The sequence below is a fragment of the Bacillus sp. FSL R9-9530 genome (assembly GCF_038008145.1).
GTDB lineage: Bacteria > Bacillota > Bacilli > Bacillales > Bacillaceae_G > Bacillus_A > Bacillus_A mycoides.
Genome location: NZ_JBBOYO010000001.1, coordinates 1,095,728 through 1,115,015 on the forward strand (window position 1 = coordinate 1,095,728; position 19,288 = coordinate 1,115,015).

Sequence of the window (19,288 nt, forward strand, 5' to 3'; positions counted from 1 at the left end):
TTACAATAAATTCAGGAGTTCATACATTGGAACGGTTTAATTTATATAAAACTTTATCATGCTGGAATTTTATCTAAATATTAAAAAAACAATTAAAAAATGTTATAGTGAAATGAGAGCGTATGACATTTTTAGGTAAGGGGGAATCCGGGATGTGGATAACTTCAGAAGTAGAAATTCCAGATGAGTTAATCGATCACCTTGAACAAGGTAAGTTAGTATTATTCGTTGGAGCAGGAGTTTCTATGAAGGGGAAATCAAACTTACCGAATTTCGATGATTTAGTTGATGAAATTTCGAAAGCTTTATATGTCGAAAGGCGTGAGATGACAGAACCCCACGATTATTATCTCGGTAAAATTGCGAAAACGAAAGATGTGCATCAAGTTGCAAGAGACCTCGTTAATATAGAAAAATCAAAACCAAATCCATTACACTATGCGATTCCAAGGCTGTTTCCGTTAGATACGGATGTTCGAATTGTAACGACAAACTTTGATCAACATTTTACGTCTGTAATTACAGAAATGAATAGAGAGCTGAATATTTATTATGCACCTGCTTTACCGACAGGGAGAGCGTTTAAAGGGTTGGCTTACATACATGGGAATGTAGAACAAGAGAAAGCAGCTTTAATTTTAACGGATGGTGATTTTGGAAGGGCTTACTTAACAGAAGGATGGGCGAGACGATTTTTAGTTGATTTATTCTCAAATTACACTGTTTTATTCGTTGGGTATAGTCATAATGATCCTGTAATGAAATATTTAGCAACAGGCTTACCACCGAGTACAAGGCGTTATGCTTTCGTCGCACAAGGTGATAATACATATCATTGGGAGCATTTAGGGATAAGACCGATTGTGTATCCGAATAAAGCAAATAATCATCAGGCGCTTGTGAAAGCGGTGAAGCGGTGGGCGGAATTAATGGGGGATAATTATATTACGAAAAGAATGCGTATTCGTGATATTGTAACCGTTCCTCCATCAGTAGAGCAGGAGCAATTATCCTATATAAAACAGTCAATAAAAAAAATTGAAACCGTTCGGTACTTCGTTGAATTTGCTCGTGATTATGAATGGGTGGAATGGCTTGAAGCAGAAGGGAAACTAAGAAATTTATTTCTGCTTACAGCAAATTATGATGAAGTAGATGAATTGCTTGCGGAATGGTTAGTGGAGCAATTTCTATTTAGTCATCAAAAAGAACTATTTCAATTGATTTTTAAAAATCATTCTAAAATATCCCCGTTATGGTGGCGAACAATTTGTACTTACTTAAACGAAACGAAAGAAACGATGGACCCTTTGTTGTTTGCAAGATGGACATTGCTTTTATTAGAAACAGCAGAGAAAGATAGTAGCTCTATTGAAATGATTTCATACTTACTGCAAAAATGTTCTTTCCCAGAGCATAAAGAAATTGCTTTATTGTTACTAACGTTTATTTTAGATGGAAAACTAAAATTGAAGCGTGTAAGAAAATGGGGAAATGATACGCAAGAGTCGATTGAACTCGAGGAATCGAGTCGTATACCGATGCCTATTTTTTCTCATGTGGAGCGAATTTGGAAAGAGAAAATGAGACCACATATTACTTACTACGCAAATCCAATTATGGTTACGGGGTTAGAAAAAATACAACTATTGTCATTAAGACAAAATGCACTGAAAAAAAGAGATAGAGAAATTTCAGAGCAGGAGTTACAGCAAAATGATTTTACATTTTTAATTCAAATTGTAAAAGAGTGTCTTACATATTTATGTGAAAACAATGAGAAAAAAGCAAATCATTATATTACAGAAATGATAGAAACTGATAGTGTACTTCAAAAGCGAATTGCAATTGAAGCAATGATTAATAATGTATTCGTTACAGCGGATGACAAACTGAAGTGGCTGTTACATGTAGATGTTCTGTTAGATTTCACATGTAAACATGAAGTGTTTCAACTTTTAAAGAATTATTACGCAGATGCTTTAGAGGAAACGAAAGAAGAAGTAATTCAACATGTATTAGAGTATCTTGCAGAAGAGAGGGCGTTTGATGCTTGTCTTGTATTAGACTTACTATTCACGTGTGATTCGAATAGTAAGTGTACGGCGGAAGGATACGAGCTAATGAAACAGAAACACTCCCATTTTTCTTCAGATCTATACAGTGTTCCAAAGAAAGAGGAAAATGAACAACGTATTACATGCAATGTAACAGCTGATGGATTACTGCAGCTGAAAGAAGATGAAATAATGGAGCAAGTTCGGCAATTTTCAAGAGACGGTGTTTTTGAACAACGCCATTTTTTAGAGATGTTATCAAAAGCGTGTAAATTGAATGTAGAGTGGAGTATTTCGTTTGCTTATCAACTAGTAGGCGTGCACGAAATTAGTAATGAAGTATGGTTTGTGTGTATTAGAGAGTGGCGAAATAACCGGAATTTGGCGAATGAACAAATTCAAAAAATCATTCCGTTATTGCAGAAATTTATTAGAAATACTGCTTTTCATTGGTTAATTAGTAGTTTTCTATATGAAATTAGTAATCGATTAGAAGAGTTAGATGAAAATAGTATAAGGATTGTAAAACGCTTTGCTTTTTCTGTACTTCCACAAGTTATGAGAGGGGAATCGGATTTTAAGATTGGAAAACAAGAGTTTTACAATGAATCTATTCAGCATCCTGTTGGGAAGATGACTGCTGTATTACTAAAACTGCTAGCATATGATCATTTATACGATCGCAACGTGTATGAATATTTATTTTTATTTGAGGAGCAGGTAAGGGTTACTTCGGAAAGAACGAACTTCATGTTTGCGCGTTTAACAGCAGATATTACGTTTTTATACCATATTGAGAAGCAATGGTGTCGGAAAAATGTATTACCTTACTTAGATTTAAAGAAAGAAAGTGAGCTTACGAAATATGCGTGGGCGGGATTATGTTATACGCAAATTAATCTACCTTTGTTTACAGAAATAAGGCGATATATTAAGTATGCAGTAGAGCATTTAGATGCACTACATCCATATACGAGAGAAGCATTTTTAAAATGGCTTAGCTTTGTATTTATTAAATGCGTATTATATTGGGAGCAAAAAACAGATTGGTTATATCCACTTTTGATGCAAGAAAACGAAGAGAATAAAATTAAATTTATGCAGTATTTATGCTACTACGTAAAAACGTTAAGTGGTAAGGAACAACAAAAATTTTGGACAGCGTGGCTTAGTGTGTTTTTAAGAGAACGTCCGAAAATGGGCGTAATAACAACGAGAGAATATATGATGCTTTTACGTATTGTTTTATGCATGGATGAGGTTTTAGAAAAAGGATTAAATATTATTTCTAGTAAATTTCAAGGTGTGGAAGGACAATCTAATCAAGAAGAAATGAAACAGTTGTTTATAGAGATACTTGAAAAGAAAGAGCGTATGAAAGCGTATAAAGAATTGTATGCAAATGTGTTTTTCACTTTACTGCAGACGTGTCAAGAAGCCGATTTACTTGAAAGTGAGATCATACAAATAAAAGAACTATTAACCAGGTATGAAGTAGAAAGACATGTATTAAATTTAATAGAAAATGAAATAATTCGCATCGGAATCGTAACGGAGAATTTACAAGAGGAATCATAGGGCGGAAGTGGAATTTTTAAAAAATATATAAAAAGTTATTGACAGTGTTTTGAAAAGCGTTCTATAATACGAATCATACTTATTCAATTTCAAAAACATTTGAATAAACAAAGTGCAATGAAGAGATCACAGTAGTGGTTAGTCTTACTGTAACAGAGAGCTGGTGGTTGGTGTGAACCAGTACAGGGATAATCATGAATTACAGTCTTGGAGCATCTTTTTCGTAGTAAAGATACTATTGTCTTTATGAAGGAAAAGCGGTCAATTGATCGTTAACAGTGAAGAGAGGTAGACGGAAAGTTAGTCTACAACTAGGGTGGTACCGCGATAAATATCGTCCCTACTGATTTATTCAGTAGGGACTTTTTGTATTTTAGTGGTCCAACTTGAAAATAAAATAGTCACGCGTTGAAAGGAAAAGAAGTAGTTGTTGTTTCCCTGTAACAGAGAGCTGGTGGTTGGTGCGAACCAGTACAAAAACAAGAGCGAATTACAGTCCTGGAGCATCTTTTTCGTAGTAAAGATAGTTATTGTCTTTATGAAGGGAAAGACGGTCAGATGATCGTTAACAATGAAGAGAGGTAGGCGAAATAAGTCTACAACTAGGGTGGTACCGCGATAAATATCGTCCCTACTGATTGAATCAGTAGGGCTTTTTTGTACAAAAAAGTGGCTTATTAACTAGTAGTTAGTGTCTTTATGGTAATTATTAGTTTAAAATAAGAAGAGGTATCGATTCCACTTTGAATTTGTATAATTAACCAGTTCAGAAAATAGAGAATTTTTTATTCTCTTACTATACTTTTAAAACATTAGAGGAGGATTTCCAAATGGCAAATCACGAATTAGATCAATTACGTAAACAGGTAGATGAAATTAACTTACAATTATTACACTTATTAAACAAACGCGGTGAAATCGTTCAAAAGATTGGGGAGCAAAAACAAGTACAAGGTACGAAACGCTTTGATCCAGTACGTGAGCGTGAAGTACTTGATATGCTTGCAGAGCATAACGAAGGACCATTCGAAACGTCAACGATTCAACATATTTTCAAAACGATTTTCAAAGCAAGCTTAGAATTACAAGAAGATGATAACCGTAAAGCATTACTAGTTTCACGTAAAAAGAAAAAAGAAAATACAATTGTTAATGTTAAAGGTGAATTGATTGGAAACGGAACACAAACGTTCATCATGGGACCTTGTGCGGTAGAAAGTTTAGAGCAAGTTCGCCAAGTAGGGCAAGCTATGAAAGACCAAGGCTTAAAATTAATGCGCGGTGGTGCTTTCAAACCGAGAACATCTCCATACGATTTCCAAGGTTTAGGAGTAGAAGGTTTACAAATTTTACGCCAAGTAGCAGATGAGTTCGACTTAGCGATTATTAGTGAAATTTTAAATCCGAACGATGTTGAAATGGCGCTAGAATACGTTGATGTAATTCAAGTTGGAGCACGTAACATGCAAAACTTCGATTTACTACGAGCTGTAGGTAAAGTTAATAAGCCAGTATTATTAAAACGTGGTTTAGCAGCAACAATTGATGAGTTCATTAATGCAGCGGAATACATTATTGCACAAGGTAATGACCAAATTATTCTTTGTGAGCGCGGTATTCGCACATACGAGAGAGCGACACGTAACACATTAGATATTTCAGCAGTACCGATTTTAAAGAAAGAAACACATTTACCAGTTATCGTTGACGTAACACATTCAACTGGACGTAGAGATTTACTATTACCAACAGCGAAAGCAGCACTTGCTATTGGAGCAGATGCAGTAATGGCGGAAGTGCATCCAGACCCAGCAGTTGCGTTATCAGATTCTGCGCAACAAATGGATATTCCAGAATTCCATAGATTCATGGATGAGTTAAAAGGTTTCAAAAATAAATTATCTTAATTCCATATCATAAATGCGCTGAAGAGGAAACAGTAGTGCTTATCTCACTGTTAAAGAGAGCTGATGGCCGGTGTGAATCAGTACAAAGGTAAGCATGAATTACAGCCTTGGAGCATCTTTCCCGCCAACTTTTGGAGAGAAAGACGGTCAAACGATCGTTAAAGAAGAAGAGAGGTAGACGAAAGAAGTCTACAACTAGGGTGGTACCGCGATAAACATCGTCCCTACTGAGCGCTCAGTAGGGACTTTTTTGTACAAAAAAATAGTAAAGGGGCAAGAGAAATGAGATATATTACAGCTGGAGAATCACATGGGCCGCAGTTAACAGTTATTTTAGAAGGTGTACCAGCAGGTTTAACATTAACAGCGGAACATATTAATAAAGAATTATTAAGAAGACAAAAAGGGCATGGGCGCGGAAGACGCATGCAAATTGAAACAGATACAGTTGAAATTGCAAGTGGTGTACGTCACGGAATGACACTTGGTTCACCAATTACGTTAATCGTAAAAAATGATGATTTCAAACATTGGACGAAAGTAATGGGTGCTGAACCAATTTCGGAGCAAGAAAGTAAAGAAATGAAACGTACTATAACGAAACCACGTCCAGGACATGCGGATTTAAACGGGGCAATTAAATACGGCCATCGTGATATAAGAAACGTATTAGAGCGCTCTTCTGCAAGAGAAACGACAGTTCGTGTTGCTGCTGGTGCAGTTGCGAAACAAATTTTGAAAGAACTAGGTGTGGAAATCGCAGGACATGTTCTTGAAATTGGTGGGGTACAAGCGAAGCGTATTTCAAACTTACCAATTAAAGAAATTCAAACGATAACTGAAAATTCACCAGTTCGATGTTTAGATAAAGAAGTAGAACAAGAAATGATGAATGCGATTGATGATGCGAAAAGTAGCGGAGATTCTATAGGCGGTATTGTCGAAGTCATTGCAGAAGGAATGCCAATTGGAGTTGGTAGCTACGTTCATTACGACCGCAAATTAGATGCAAAACTTGCCGGTGCTATTATGAGCGTGAATGCGTTTAAAGGTGCTGAGATCGGAATTGGTTTTGAAGCGGCAAGACAGCCGGGAAGTAAAGTGCACGATGAAATTTTATGGGATGAAGAAAAAGGATACACGAGAAATACGAATAATGCCGGCGGTTTAGAAGGCGGTATGACAACAGGTATGCCAATTGTCATAAGAGGCGTAATGAAGCCAATTCCTACATTATATAAACCGTTAGCAAGCGTAGATATTGATACGAAAGAAGCGTTCCAAGCGAGTATTGAGAGATCTGATAGCTGTGCAGTACCAGCAGCAGGTGTTGTAGCTGAAGCTGTCGTTGCATGGGAACTTGCCGGTGCACTAGTCGAGCAATTCGGAAAAGATCGCATGGAATTACTAAAACAAAATATTTCGCAACATAACAAATACGCAAAAGAATTTTAATGAAAAGGTGGATTTAACATGCGAGTAAAAGATCAACTATCATCATTACAACCGTATAAACCAGGTAAATCACCAGAGCAAATGAAAGAAGTATACGGGAATCATTCATTTGTTAAGTTAGCATCAAATGAAAATCCATTTGGCTGTTCACCTCGTGTTTTAGGAGAATTACAAAAATCGTGGCAGGAACATGCTTTATATCCTGACGGAGGTGCTGAAGTACTCCGTCAAACAATTGCAGAGAAATTACAAGTGCAAATGGAACAAGTGCTTTGTGGTAGTGGACTTGATGAAGTCATTCAAATTATAAGTCGTGCAGTGCTCTGTAAAGGAGATAATATCGTAACTGCTGGCGCGACATTCCCTCAGTACCGTCATCATGCAATTATTGAAGGCTGTGAAGTGAAAGAAATTACTTTAAAGAACGGTGTATATGATCTCGATGAAATTTCTTCAGCAGTTGATGAACATACAAAAATCGTATGGATTTGTAATCCGAACAACCCGACAGGCACATATGTGAATGAGCGAAAATTGACTCAATTCATTGAAAGCATTAGTGAAAATACGTTAATTGTCATTGATGAAGCGTACTATGAATACGTAACAGCAAAAGATTTCCCTGAGACATTACCGCTTCTAGAAAAACATAACAACATTCTTGTACTTAGAACGTTTTCTAAAGCGTACGGATTAGCTTCTTTCCGCGTTGGTTATGCGATTGGACAGGAAGAGTTAATCGAGAAATTAAATGTCGTACGTTTGCCATTTAACGTATCTTCATTAGCGCAAAAAGCAGCGACGATTGCTTTTAACGATGAAGCGTTTATTGAAGAAATAGTTCGTGTTAATACAGAAGGATTACAACAATACGAAAGTTTTTGTACAGAAAATGAAATTCCATTTTATCCGTCGCAAACGAACTTTATCTTCTTGCCGGTAGATGATGCTGGGGAAATTTATGAAGCTTGTGCGCATGCAGGGTTTATTATTCGTCCGTTCCCAAATGGTGTCCGTATTACAATCGGAACTAGGGAACAAAATGAAGGAGTGATTTCAGTGTTAAAACAACACTTTGAAAATAAAAAAGGTAAGTCTCGAGATGAGGCAAATGTGTAAAAAGGTAGTATTAATCGGTACTGGATTAATAGGAGGCTCTCTTGCATTAGCGATTAAAAAAGAGCACGATGTAACGATTATCGGTTATGACATATTTAAAGAGCAAGTAGAGCGCGCAAAAGAATTACATGTAGTTGATGAAGTAGCAGTAGATTTACAGCGTGCATGTGAGGAGGCAAATTTAATTGTATTTGCCTCTCCAGTTGAAGAAACGAAAAAGTTGTTACACAAACTTGCATCATTTCATTTACGAGAAGATGTCATTGTTACCGATGTAGGAAGTACGAAAGGGACAATCATGAATGAAGCGGAAGCTTTATTAACAAAGAAAGTTTCATTTATCGGCGGTCATCCGATGGCAGGTTCTCACAAAACAGGAGTTGAAAGTGCAAAGGCACACCTTTTTGAAAACGCATTTTACATTTTAACGCCAATGAATCACGTGCAGGCGGATCAAGTAGACGAGCTAAAAGAATGGTTAAAAGGAACAGGCTCTCATTTTCTTGTATTAAATACAAAAGAACATGATTATGTAACAGGAATAGTTAGTCATTTCCCACATTTAATTGCAGCAGGATTAGTAAAACAAGTTGAGAAACATGCTGGTGATAATCCGCTTATTCATCAACTAGCGGCAGGCGGATTTAAAGATATAACACGTATTGCATCAAGTAGTCCGAAAATGTGGAGTGATATCGTAAAGCAAAATCGCGGGCATTTATTGGAACTATTAGAAGAATGGATTTCAGAAATGGAAGAGCTATATAAGACGGTTTCTAAAGGAGATGCAGGAGAAATACAAAGTTATTTTGCAGATGCGAAAGAATATCGTGACTCTTTACCAGTTCGAAAAAGAGGGGCGATTCCTGCCTATCACGACTTATACGTCGACGTTTTAGATAAAGTAGGGGCATTAGCCCATATCACAAGCATTCTAGCAGAAGAAGAAATTAGTATTACGAACTTGCAAATATTAGAAGCGCGAGAAGGATTGCTCGGAGTTTTACGAATTAGTTTCCAAAGAGAAGAAGATCGAACGCAGGCAAAAATTGCGCTCGGAAAAGAAGAATACCAAACGTATGAAACAATTTAATGAGGAGGGTGACAACGTGAAAGAAAAAACAGTACAAACTGTAAATAACGGATTGAATGGTACAATTACAATCCCTGGAGATAAATCAATTTCCCATCGCGCTGTCATGTTTGGCGCAATCGCGGAAGGTAAAACAACAATTAAAGGATTTCTTCCTGGTGCGGATTGTTTAAGTACTATTTCTTGTTTTAAAGAAATGGGAGTAGAGATTACACAAAATAGAGACGAAGTTACGGTAATTGGAACAAGATTAGAAGGTTTACAAGAGCCAAAAGCTGTATTAGATGTTGGTAATTCTGGTACAACGATTCGATTAATGTCAGGAATACTTGCAAACACACCATTCTTTTCTTGCGTGCAAGGTGATGCTTCAATTGCGAAGAGACCGATGCAACGTGTAACAAATCCACTAAAGCAAATGGGTGCAAAAATTGATGGCCGAAAAGAAGGAACGTTTACGCCGCTCACAATACGAGGCGGGAATTTAAAGGCGATTGAATATACTTCACCGGTAGCAAGTGCACAAGTGAAATCAGCTATTTTACTTGCAGGCCTTCGCGCAGAAGGTGTAACAACTGTTACAGAACCTCATATTTCCCGCGATCATACAGAAAGAATGCTTGAGGCGTTTGGCGTTACAGTAACTCGCGTGGGGAAAACAGTGAAACTAGCAGGAGGACAGAAGTTAACCGCAACAGATGTTCAAGTGCCAGGTGATGTATCATCAGCGGCATTTTTCTTAGTAGCAGGTGCAATTATTCCAAATAGTAAACTACTATTACAAAATGTGGGAATGAATCCGACTCGTACAGGTATTATTGATGTTCTTGAGAAAATGGGCGCTACGTTTACTGTAGAGCAGATTAACGAAGGAGCATCAGAACCTGCTGCAAATATTACAATTGAAACATCGCCGCTGAAAGGAATCGAAATCGGTGGAGATATCATTCCACGACTGATTGATGAAATCCCAATTATCGCTTTAGCGGCAACACAAGCAGATGGAATTACAGTCATTAAAGATGCACACGAGCTAAAAGTGAAAGAAACGAATCGTATCGATACAGTCGTTGCGGAACTAACGAAACTAGGAGCTCGTATTGAAGCGACCGACGACGGAATGATTATTTACGGTAAATGTAAGCTAAAAGGAAATACAGTACATAGTCACGGTGATCACCGCATTGGAATGATGCTTGCGATTGCCGGCTGTATAGCTGAAGGAGAAACAACGATTGAAGATGCAGAAGCAGTAGGTGTATCGTATCCTACATTTTTTGAAGAACTGCAAACGTTAGCTAAATAAAGTGATGAGAAGCAGATATGCAATGTATCTGCTTTTTTATGTTGGCTTTTTTCGTAAATAATGTTGCTTTATTGCGTAAGAATTTTATCCTTATTGATTTTATGAGATTTTTACGCATAATTGTAACTAAGGGAGATGGTTCCAAGTTGAGTAAACAGAATATCAGCACAACAGTTTCAGGGGATTTAATTGTTACCCATCTAATTGGCAAGATTAATACAGCTGATGTTTATGAATGGTTTAATGGCTTCGAGCAGGTTTGTCAGCAATTCATTTCCGAGGGTCGGAAATACAAATTGTTGGTGGATAGAAAAGGATACACGCCAGATCATTTTTCTGTTCAAAAAGCATGGAAAGATAAGTTCTTCAATGAAACCATTTTGAATCACAGTAAGGCAATTGCGTTTCTCCTTGAAGAAGGGGAGACAATGAATTATTTACAACAATCCAATACAAAAGAATCCGTAAAATTTTTCGATGATTATGAACAAGCATTAATTTGGTTGAATGAATATCCAATATAAACCTTTATTGAACCAGTTTCTCTCAATCAACTGGTTTTTTTATGTCCGTAATGTTGCCGTTGTCATAAGTTTCATCACTTTCAATGGTACCTCTTAGCTTCGCAAACCCAAGAGAACGCAAGGCTTTTAATATTCTTATGCCGCCAATAGAAAGCAGTTGAAAAGAGCCTTTATGTTAGAGTGTTTCTAAATCGATATCTTTTGTTGAAACATCCTCGTAATTTCACTTACCGAACTGTAATAGTTTGAATTATGATATAATTCAAACGAGGAATGGAGGAGAAATATATGAACGTTATACAATTAAAAGAAGATAAGTTTAGAGAAGCATTACGTTTATCAGAATATGCTTTTCAATATAAAGCAAATGAAGAATGGATAGAGCAGAAAATTGCAAGAATGAAGGAAAGCCATCAAATATACGGTATTATGGAAGGAGAAGAGTTAGCTGCAAAGTTGCACTTAATTCCTTTTCATATTTACATAGGAAAAGAAAAGTTTAAAATGGGCGGCGTTGCGGGGGTAGCGACGTATCCGGAATATAGAAGAAGTGGATATGTAAAAGAGTTACTTCAGCATTCACTGCAAACTATGAAAAGAGATGGATATAGTGTATCGATGTTACATCCATTTGCCGTTTCATTTTATCGTAAATACGGCTGGGAACTTTGTGCGAATCGAATCGTATGTCAGATGACAAAGAGCGATTTAATAATTAAAAAACAAGTGAAGGGTACAGTGAAACGTTTTAGTAAAGATAATCATCCAGAAGAAGTAGAGAATCTATATGAAACATTTGCAGAACGATTTTCTGGTATGTTAGTTCGCGGACGTAAATGGTGGCTACAAGCGGTGTATCATGATTTAACATTGGCAGTTTACTATGATGAAAATAAAACGGCGGCTGGTTACATTTTATACAAAATAGAGAATTCTAAAATGAAAGTAGAAGAATTTGTCCCATTACATAATGAAGCAAGAATTGGTCTTTGGAACTTCATCTGCCAACATGATTCTATGATTAAAGATCTAGAAATGATACTAAGTGAGACAGAACCACTTCTTTACACATTACAAGAACCACGAGTAAAAGCAGAAGTAACTCCATATTTCATGGGAAGAATTGTAGATGTAGAACAGTTTTTCAAACAATATGAATGGAACTGGAACAACGAAGAGCAAGAAGTAATTTTACATATTACAGATTCATTTGCACCGTGGAATAACGTAACGGTTCAACTTAAAAATAACGAAATAACAATCGTTAAAGAAGAAACAGCAAAAGAAAATGGAATTCAAATCGATATTAATGCGTTATCTACTATTATGTTTGGTTACAAGCGACCGCTAGAATTAAATGAAATAGACTTAATAAGCGGTAGCGAAGAGGAGATATGTGCATTTGAGAATGTAGTGCCGGTGCGTAAGCCGTTTATTTATGATTTCTTTTAATTTTGTAAAGCTTTGTGCGGCATACTAATGTGTAAATAGCAATGTACTATAATTAAACATAATTAGTTATAGTACATTGCTGCTTTTAACGAAGCATTATGAATGTTAACCCCTTGACTTTTAATTCATGTAATTTATAATTAAAAACGGAATGAATTTTCATTCCTGGAAATTGAGGTGAGAAAAATGGCTAAAAATAAACAAGAAGACATTTTTGATGCTGCTATAAAACTTTTCGCAGAGCGTGGTTACGATGGTACGACAATTCCGATGATCGCTGAAAAAGCAAATGTCGGCGCTGGTACTATTTATCGCTATTTTGAAAATAAAGAGGCACTCGTTAACTCATTATTTTCAAAAAGCATGCTACAGCTATCTGAAACAATAAAGACTGATTTTCCTGTTGAAGCAAATATTCGAGAACAGTTTAGTCATACGTATAACTGTTTATTTGAATTTGCGAGAAACAATGTGGATGCTTTTCTTTTTACAAATTCTCACTGTGATAGTTATTTTCTTGATGAACAGAGTAAGAAAATATTTGACGATTTTATAGGCTTCTTTATGAATATTATTGAAGATGGAATCGAAAAAGGTTTTCTTCGTCCATTGCCTATAATTGCTTTAATTATTATTGTATATCAACCACTTGAAAAATTAATAAAAGTAATGGCGACAGGGCAGTTAGAATACTCAAAAGAATTAGTAAAAGAATTGGAAGAAAGCTCTTGGAATGCTATTAGAATCATTTGATTCTATAGCCTTATAAGGACAGGAATGAACATTCATTCCTAAATAAATATAAAAAACGATTACAGGAGATGATATATCTGTACAATTAAAGGAATGAATATTCATTCCGTGGGTAGTGGTTTGATAAAATTGAAAAAAATTTAATAGGATAATAGGAATGAACGTTCATTCCTAAATGATATTTTCAAAAATAGGGAATGAATATTCATTCCCTATGCACCATGAAACTCTAATAACAGGAGATGATTCAAATGAGCAAGCTAAAAAGTTGGAGAAGTTTATCTTTTCTATTATGGATAGTTATTACTATTGCAATGATCGTAACGATGCCTAATATGGATCAGTTAGTGAAGGAAAAAGGGCAAATCACGATTCCTAATACAGAACAAAGCAGTATTGCTGACAAGATGATAAAGGAGATGGATAAAGAAGGGGCTGAAAAGTATGAAATTATAGCTGTCTTTAATAGTGGAAGTAAGAAGGCTTTAACAAATGAGCAAAAAGAGGAAATAACGAAAACGATCAATGCCCTGCAAAATGAAAAAGAGCAATTAGGAATTAAGGAAGTCGTTTCACATTTAGATAATAAAGAACTGCAGAAACAATTAGTTTCTAAAGATAATACGACTATTTTAACGCAAATATCGGTAGATAAAAAACATGGTAAAATGTCAAAAATTTCAAATAATCTTCATGAAAAAGTGCAAACGAAAGGAGTTACAACGTACTTAACAGGAAGTGATTTAATAGCGGGTGATTTTCTTACATCCTCTCAAGAGGGCGTGAAAAAGACAGAAGTTATTTCGATCATTTTCATTCTTGTAGTATTAATCATTGTATTCCGTTCACCAGTTGTTCCGATTATTTCTCTTCTTACAGTTGGTGTTTCGTATTTAATTTCAATGGGGATTATTGCCCATCTTGTAGATCAATTTAATTTTCCGTTTTCAAACTTTACGCAAGTGTTTGTAGTAGTCGTCCTGTTTGGAGTGGGAACAGACTATAACATTTTATTATATACAAGATTTAAAGAAGAATTAAGTAAACAAGAAAATGCATTTTTGGCTACGAAAGAAACGTTTAAATCGGCAGGTAAAACCGTTTTATATAGCGGGATAGCAGTACTAATTGGCTTTGCATCTCTTGCTTTAGCGAGTTTTAAATTATATCAATCTACTTCAGCGGTAGCAATTGGTGTCGCAGTACTACTACTCGTATTAACTACTTTAAATCCATTTTTCATGGTGCTTTTAGGAAAAGGAATGTTTTATCCAGTTAAAACATTTAAAGGTCATGAGGATAGTCGCTTATGGGGATTCTTTGCAAAAAATTCAGTAGCAAGACCATTTATCGCTTTAATTATCGTATTCGTGATATCGATTCCATTCGTATTAAAATATTCTAACACGCTTAATTACAATGATTTATTTGAAGTGGATAATAAATATGAATCAAAAATGGGATTAACGTAATAGAAGAGTATTTTCCGCCTGGTTTTTCTTCACCAAGTACGTTAGTCATTCAATCGGATAAAAAGTTAGATGAGGCGACTTCTTTACAAACTTTAGATGAACTTACTGATAAAATCTCGAAAGTTAAAGGAGTCTCAGAAGTATATTCACCGACGCGTCCAACTGGAGATAAGATTAAAGAATTATATATAAATAAACAAGCCGGAGAATTGAATACAGGCTTAGGCGATGCAAATGGTGGCATAAAAGAAATTAATGAAGGATTAACTGATGCGAAAGCTAAAATGGGTAGTAATGACTCAAATAGTCTTGCAAATGTTCAAAAATTAATTGATGGAACAAATGAAGCGAAAAATGGCGTATCAGCCTTAGGGACAGCTTTAAATCAATTATCGAATGGAATAAACAATGGAGCACAAGGAGCGAAGCAAATAGAGGATGGGCTAGCATCATTAAACGGAAATATCAATGCCCTGTCAAATGCAACTTCGCAGCTTCATGCTGGTTATGCTCAGTTAGAAAAAGGTTTAAGTTCGTACGATCAATATTTCGGAAGTATTTCTCAAGCGATTGATGGTGCGAAAAAAGGATATGAACAAATTGAAACGTTAATGAACAATTTCATTCAAACAAAACCAGAATTAGCAAATGATCCTAATGTGCAGCAAACATTAGGAATTGCTAAAGAAGCTCAAAAACAATTAACTGGACTTTCAAAAGAATTAAATCAATTGGCGGTGCAGCATAAAGCAGCGATGAATTCATTTAAAGAAGCGAATCAATCGTTACTGAAAGGAGATAACGGTTTAAAAGAAATGAACAATGGAGTTACCAAGTTACAAAAAGGGGCTGCTGAGCTGAACAAAGGATTGAGCGAAGGGGCTACAGGTTCAAAACAAATTGCGAACAAATCGGCTGACTTACAATCTGGATTAACGAAAATAAACGATGGGCAAGGACAGTTATTAACTGGACTGAAAGATTTACAAGAAAAGATGGGGCAATTGCAATCAGGTTTATCTAAAAGTACAGAGGGTTTAGGAAAAGTAAGTAACGGTCTAGGTGACGCTCAAAAATATTTAGGAGAGCTAAATGAGTCGAAAAGCTCTGAGAAATTTTATATTCCGAAAGAAGTTTTAGAAGGAGAAGATTTCCAAAAAGCATTGAATACGTACATGTCACATGATAGAAAGACTGCTAAAATGACAATTATTTTAGACGTAAACCCGTATTCAAAAGAAGCGATGCCTATCATTCAAGAAATTAATAAAACGATAGATGGTACGTTAAAGGGAACAGAACTAAATGATGCGAAAAAAGCAATTGGCGGGACAACAGCTAGAAACGTTGATTTAAAAGAAGTAACCGGGCAAGATTTCCTACGTACTGCTACGATTATGTTATTAGGGATTTCGCTTGTATTAATCGTGATTACACGCTCATTCTTAAACTCAATCTTTATTATTGGGTCGTTAATTTTAGCGTACTTTGCATCACTTGGTATAAGTGAACAAATTAGTGCACATGTATTAAACGTAGAGTCATTAAGCTGGAATGTTCCATTCTTTAGCTTCATTATGATTGTCGCTTTAGGAGTGGATTATAGCATCTTCGTTATGATGCGATACAATGAGCTAGAAGGGGATTCAGTAACGAAAATTGTAAATGCATCTCGTCACATAGGAGGAGTCGTATTATCAGCGGCACTTATTTTAGGAGGGACATTTGCAGCTTTAATTCCTTCAGGAGTATTGACACTTATACAAGTAGCATCCGTTGTTGGCGTTGCTCTTTTACTATTAGCTTTAATTGTAATGCCGATATTGTTACCTGCTTTAATAGGATTGACGAGTAAATTGAAGAGTTATAAAGAGAAAATAATAAATACGAAATAAGAAAAACCTGTAGGGAATGTTTTCTCTACAGGTTTTTTGTATATAAAATATGAAATGAAAAAATGATTCAATGTATTACAGAATGAGAAGCGAATAGGGATATTAGAAAGAGGTCGATGATATACAAAAAATAGCTAGGGGAATGGATAAAAACTATTCGATTTCGTTATAGAAAGCTAATCAACCGTTGCTATTCATCCAGCTTCTACTATATAATAGCTATAGTCTACAATAATTGAGTCGTAATATGCGATTTTTTAAGACAATCGGTGAGAAAACGCTGAAATAAGCGGTATTAGTAGGAGGACACAAATGATTACAGTAAGTAACGTTAGTTTGCGTTTCGCGGATCGCAAATTATTTGAAGATGTTAACATAAAATTCACGCCAGGTAATTGCTACGGTTTAATTGGAGCAAACGGTGCTGGTAAATCAACATTTCTAAAGATTTTATCTGGAGAAATTGACCAATCAACGGGTGACATACATATTACGCCAGGTGAGCGTCTAGCAGTATTAAAACAGAATCACTTCGAATATGAAGAGTTCCCTGCACTAGAAACAGTAATGATGGGTCACACACGTCTTTATAAAGTAATGCAAGAGAAAAATGCAATTTACATGAAAGAAGACTTTAGTGATGAAGATGGCATGCGTGCTGCAGAACTTGAAGGTGAGTTCGCTGAGCTAAACGGTTGGGAAGCTGAGTCAGAAGCTGCAATCCTTCTAAAAGGATTAGGTATTGGTGAAGATATTCATGATAAAAAGATGTCTGAATTAACAGGGGCAGAGAAAGTAAAAGTATTACTTGCTCAAGCTTTATTCGGTCAACCTGACATTCTATTACTAGATGAGCCTACCAACCATTTGGACTTAAAAGCGATTCAATGGTTAGAAAACTTCTTAATGAACTTTGAAAATACAGTTATCGTTGTATCCCATGACCGTCACTTCTTAAATAAAGTATGTACGCACATGGCTGACCTTGATTTCGGTAAAATTCAATTATACGTTGGTAACTATGACTTCTGGTATGAATCAAGCCAATTAGCATTAAAACTAACGCAAGATTCTAACAAGAAAAAAGAAGAAAAAGTAAAAGAGTTACAAAACTTTATTGCACGCTTTAGCTCAAATGCATCTAAAGCGAAACAGGCAACTTCTCGTAAAAAATTGTTAGATAAAATTACATTAGATGATATTAGACCATCATCACGTCGTTATCCGTTCGTTGGTTTCACACCAGAACGTGAAGTAGGAAATGACCTATTAACAGTTGAAGGTATTTCGAAAACGATTGATGGCGAAAAAATATTAGATAATGTGAACTTCACTTTAAATAAAGGTGATAAAGTTGCATTTATCGGACGTAACGATATTGCGATGACAACATTATTTAAAATTCTTATGGGTGAAATGGAGCCAGATAGCGGTTCATTCAAATGGGGTGTAACAACATCTCAAGCTCATTTCCCAAGAGATAACTCTGAGTACTTCGAGAACAGTGATTACACTTTAATTGATTGGTTACGTCAGTTCTCTCCACAAGATGAGTCAGAAAGTTTCTTACGTGGTTTCTTAGGCCGTATGCTATTCTCTGGTGAAGAAGTAAAGAAAAACGTTTCTGTTTTATCTGGAGGAGAAAAAGTTCGTTGTATGTTATCTAAAATGATGTTAAGCGGCGCAAACGTATTAACACTTGATGATCCGACGAACCATTTAGACCTTGAGTCTATTACAGCATTAAACAACGGTTTAATCACATTTAAAGGAACATTACTATTCACTTCTCATGACCATCAGTTCGTACAAACAATTGCAAACCGTATTATCGAAGTAACGCCAAACGGTGTAGTTGATAAGGTAGCAACGTATGATGAGTTCTTAGAAAGTCAAGAACTTCAAAAACAAGTTGATGCAATGTACAAAGGTCAATAATAAATGATTAAAACCCTCGCTTTCTTTTATGAGAGCGGGGGTTTTTTAAGTAAACAAATATTCGTTTTAATATAAAGTGGGGGGAGGATTAAAATGAATAATTATTCAAAAATAACATTAGCGATGGTAAGAAATTTTTGAAACGTGGATAAACCCTGAAATGATGAAGAAATGGTTTTTTACATTGGAAGGGACGGATAAAGTAACGGGAAATACTCCTGAAGTAGGAGGGAGTTGGGAAACTATTGATCATCGTGGCGGAAAAGATTATGGAGTAATTGGGGAATATATCGAAATGAATCGTCCTAAAAAAAATTAGTATTTATATTAAAAACGCCGCAGTTTAGTGAATTATTAGATAAAATCACAGTTGAAATAAAAGAGAAACAACAAGGATTTAAAATGATATTTTCACAAAATATAATCGTTGCTCATGAAGAAGATTGGACAAAATATGATGTTGAAAAAGCTTTAAAGGGGTGTCAGGATGACTCTGATCATGGTTGGAATGTAATATTCATGGGACTGAAAGAATTGGTTAAAAGAAGAGGGGATAGCTACAAAGGATGATAAACGGTAGTCGAAAAAGTGTAGTTTGAGCAAATTGCCCAAACTACATTTTTTATTTTATGAAATTGGGTAGTTTACATGAATGTACCAAAATTGGAGATAGGTTAGTTTGCAAATGAGGAAATAAAGGATTATAGTTTGTGGAGTCATAATTAGTGGATGAGCCTTG

At 35.6% G+C, this 19,288-nt stretch carries 12 protein-coding genes, 1 pseudogene and 3 other annotated features; all 13 genes and pseudogenes read left to right on the forward strand.

The window, feature by feature from the left end; all coding sequences use genetic code 11:
- Window positions 1-122 precede the first annotated feature (122 nt).
- The 13 genes and pseudogenes from MKX66_RS05340 (at window position 123) to MKX66_RS05400 (ending at window position 19,119) form a co-directional block, all read left to right on the forward strand.
- Window positions 123-3,635, forward strand: coding sequence for a DUF4020 domain-containing protein (locus tag MKX66_RS05340; RefSeq protein WP_341085741.1), 3,513 nt, complete (start codon window positions 123-125; stop codon window positions 3,633-3,635).
- Window positions 3,636-3,743: 108 nt separating this feature from the next.
- Window positions 3,744-3,980, forward strand: a binding site (T-box leader).
- A gap of 54 nt (window positions 3,981-4,034) precedes the next feature.
- Window positions 4,035-4,271 (forward strand) — a binding site (T-box leader).
- Between the two features lie 194 nt (window positions 4,272-4,465).
- Complete coding sequence (locus MKX66_RS05345; protein WP_002013433.1) at window positions 4,466-5,542, forward strand: bifunctional 3-deoxy-7-phosphoheptulonate synthase/chorismate mutase; 1,077 nt, start codon at window positions 4,466-4,468, stop codon at window positions 5,540-5,542.
- Between the two features lie 9 nt (window positions 5,543-5,551).
- Window positions 5,552-5,771: a binding site (T-box leader), on the forward strand.
- A 53-nt stretch (window positions 5,772-5,824) separates the two neighbouring features.
- Complete coding sequence (gene aroC, locus MKX66_RS05350; RefSeq protein WP_341085743.1) at window positions 5,825-6,997, forward strand: chorismate synthase; 1,173 nt, start codon at window positions 5,825-5,827, stop codon at window positions 6,995-6,997.
- 18 nt (window positions 6,998-7,015) lie between these two features.
- Window positions 7,016-8,116 (forward strand): histidinol-phosphate transaminase, encoded by a 1,101-nt coding sequence (gene hisC / locus MKX66_RS05355; RefSeq protein ID WP_002142248.1) that lies wholly within the window; start codon window positions 7,016-7,018, stop codon window positions 8,114-8,116.
- Window positions 8,109-9,209, forward strand: a complete 1,101-nt coding sequence (tyrA, locus tag MKX66_RS05360; RefSeq protein WP_033716373.1) for a prephenate dehydrogenase — start codon at window positions 8,109-8,111, stop codon at window positions 9,207-9,209. The genes hisC and tyrA overlap by 8 nt, the downstream gene beginning before the upstream one ends.
- A gap of 16 nt (window positions 9,210-9,225) precedes the next feature.
- The gene (aroA, locus tag MKX66_RS05365; RefSeq protein WP_341085746.1) at window positions 9,226-10,515 is read left to right on the forward strand and encodes a 3-phosphoshikimate 1-carboxyvinyltransferase; all 1,290 of its coding nucleotides are present in this window, start codon (window positions 9,226-9,228) and stop codon (window positions 10,513-10,515) included.
- A 17-nt stretch (window positions 10,516-10,532) separates the two neighbouring features.
- Entirely contained in the window at window positions 10,533-11,039 is a 507-nt protein-coding gene (locus MKX66_RS05370) for a SpoIIAA family protein (protein ID WP_002142244.1), read from the forward strand.
- A 288-nt stretch (window positions 11,040-11,327) separates the two neighbouring features.
- Window positions 11,328-12,491, forward strand: coding sequence for a GNAT family N-acetyltransferase (locus tag MKX66_RS05375; protein ID WP_341085749.1), 1,164 nt, complete (start codon window positions 11,328-11,330; stop codon window positions 12,489-12,491).
- Between the two features lie 186 nt (window positions 12,492-12,677).
- The gene (locus MKX66_RS05380; RefSeq protein WP_002142240.1) at window positions 12,678-13,244 is read left to right on the forward strand and encodes a TetR/AcrR family transcriptional regulator; all 567 of its coding nucleotides are present in this window, start codon (window positions 12,678-12,680) and stop codon (window positions 13,242-13,244) included.
- A gap of 251 nt (window positions 13,245-13,495) precedes the next feature.
- Window positions 13,496-16,611 (forward strand): annotated as a pseudogene (locus tag MKX66_RS05385) (MMPL family transporter).
- A 312-nt stretch (window positions 16,612-16,923) separates the two neighbouring features.
- Window positions 16,924-18,549, forward strand: a complete 1,626-nt coding sequence (locus MKX66_RS05390) for an ABC-F family ATP-binding cassette domain-containing protein (protein ID WP_002032778.1) — start codon at window positions 16,924-16,926, stop codon at window positions 18,547-18,549.
- A gap of 163 nt (window positions 18,550-18,712) precedes the next feature.
- Window positions 18,713-18,868, forward strand: coding sequence for an SRPBCC domain-containing protein (locus MKX66_RS05395; RefSeq protein ID WP_235680041.1), 156 nt, complete (start codon window positions 18,713-18,715; stop codon window positions 18,866-18,868).
- Window positions 18,869-18,951: 83 nt separating this feature from the next.
- Window positions 18,952-19,119: an ATPase gene (locus MKX66_RS05400; RefSeq protein WP_341085755.1), complete on the forward strand. Its 168-nt coding sequence runs from the start codon at window positions 18,952-18,954 to the stop codon at window positions 19,117-19,119.
- Window positions 19,120-19,288: the final 169 nt, after the last annotated feature.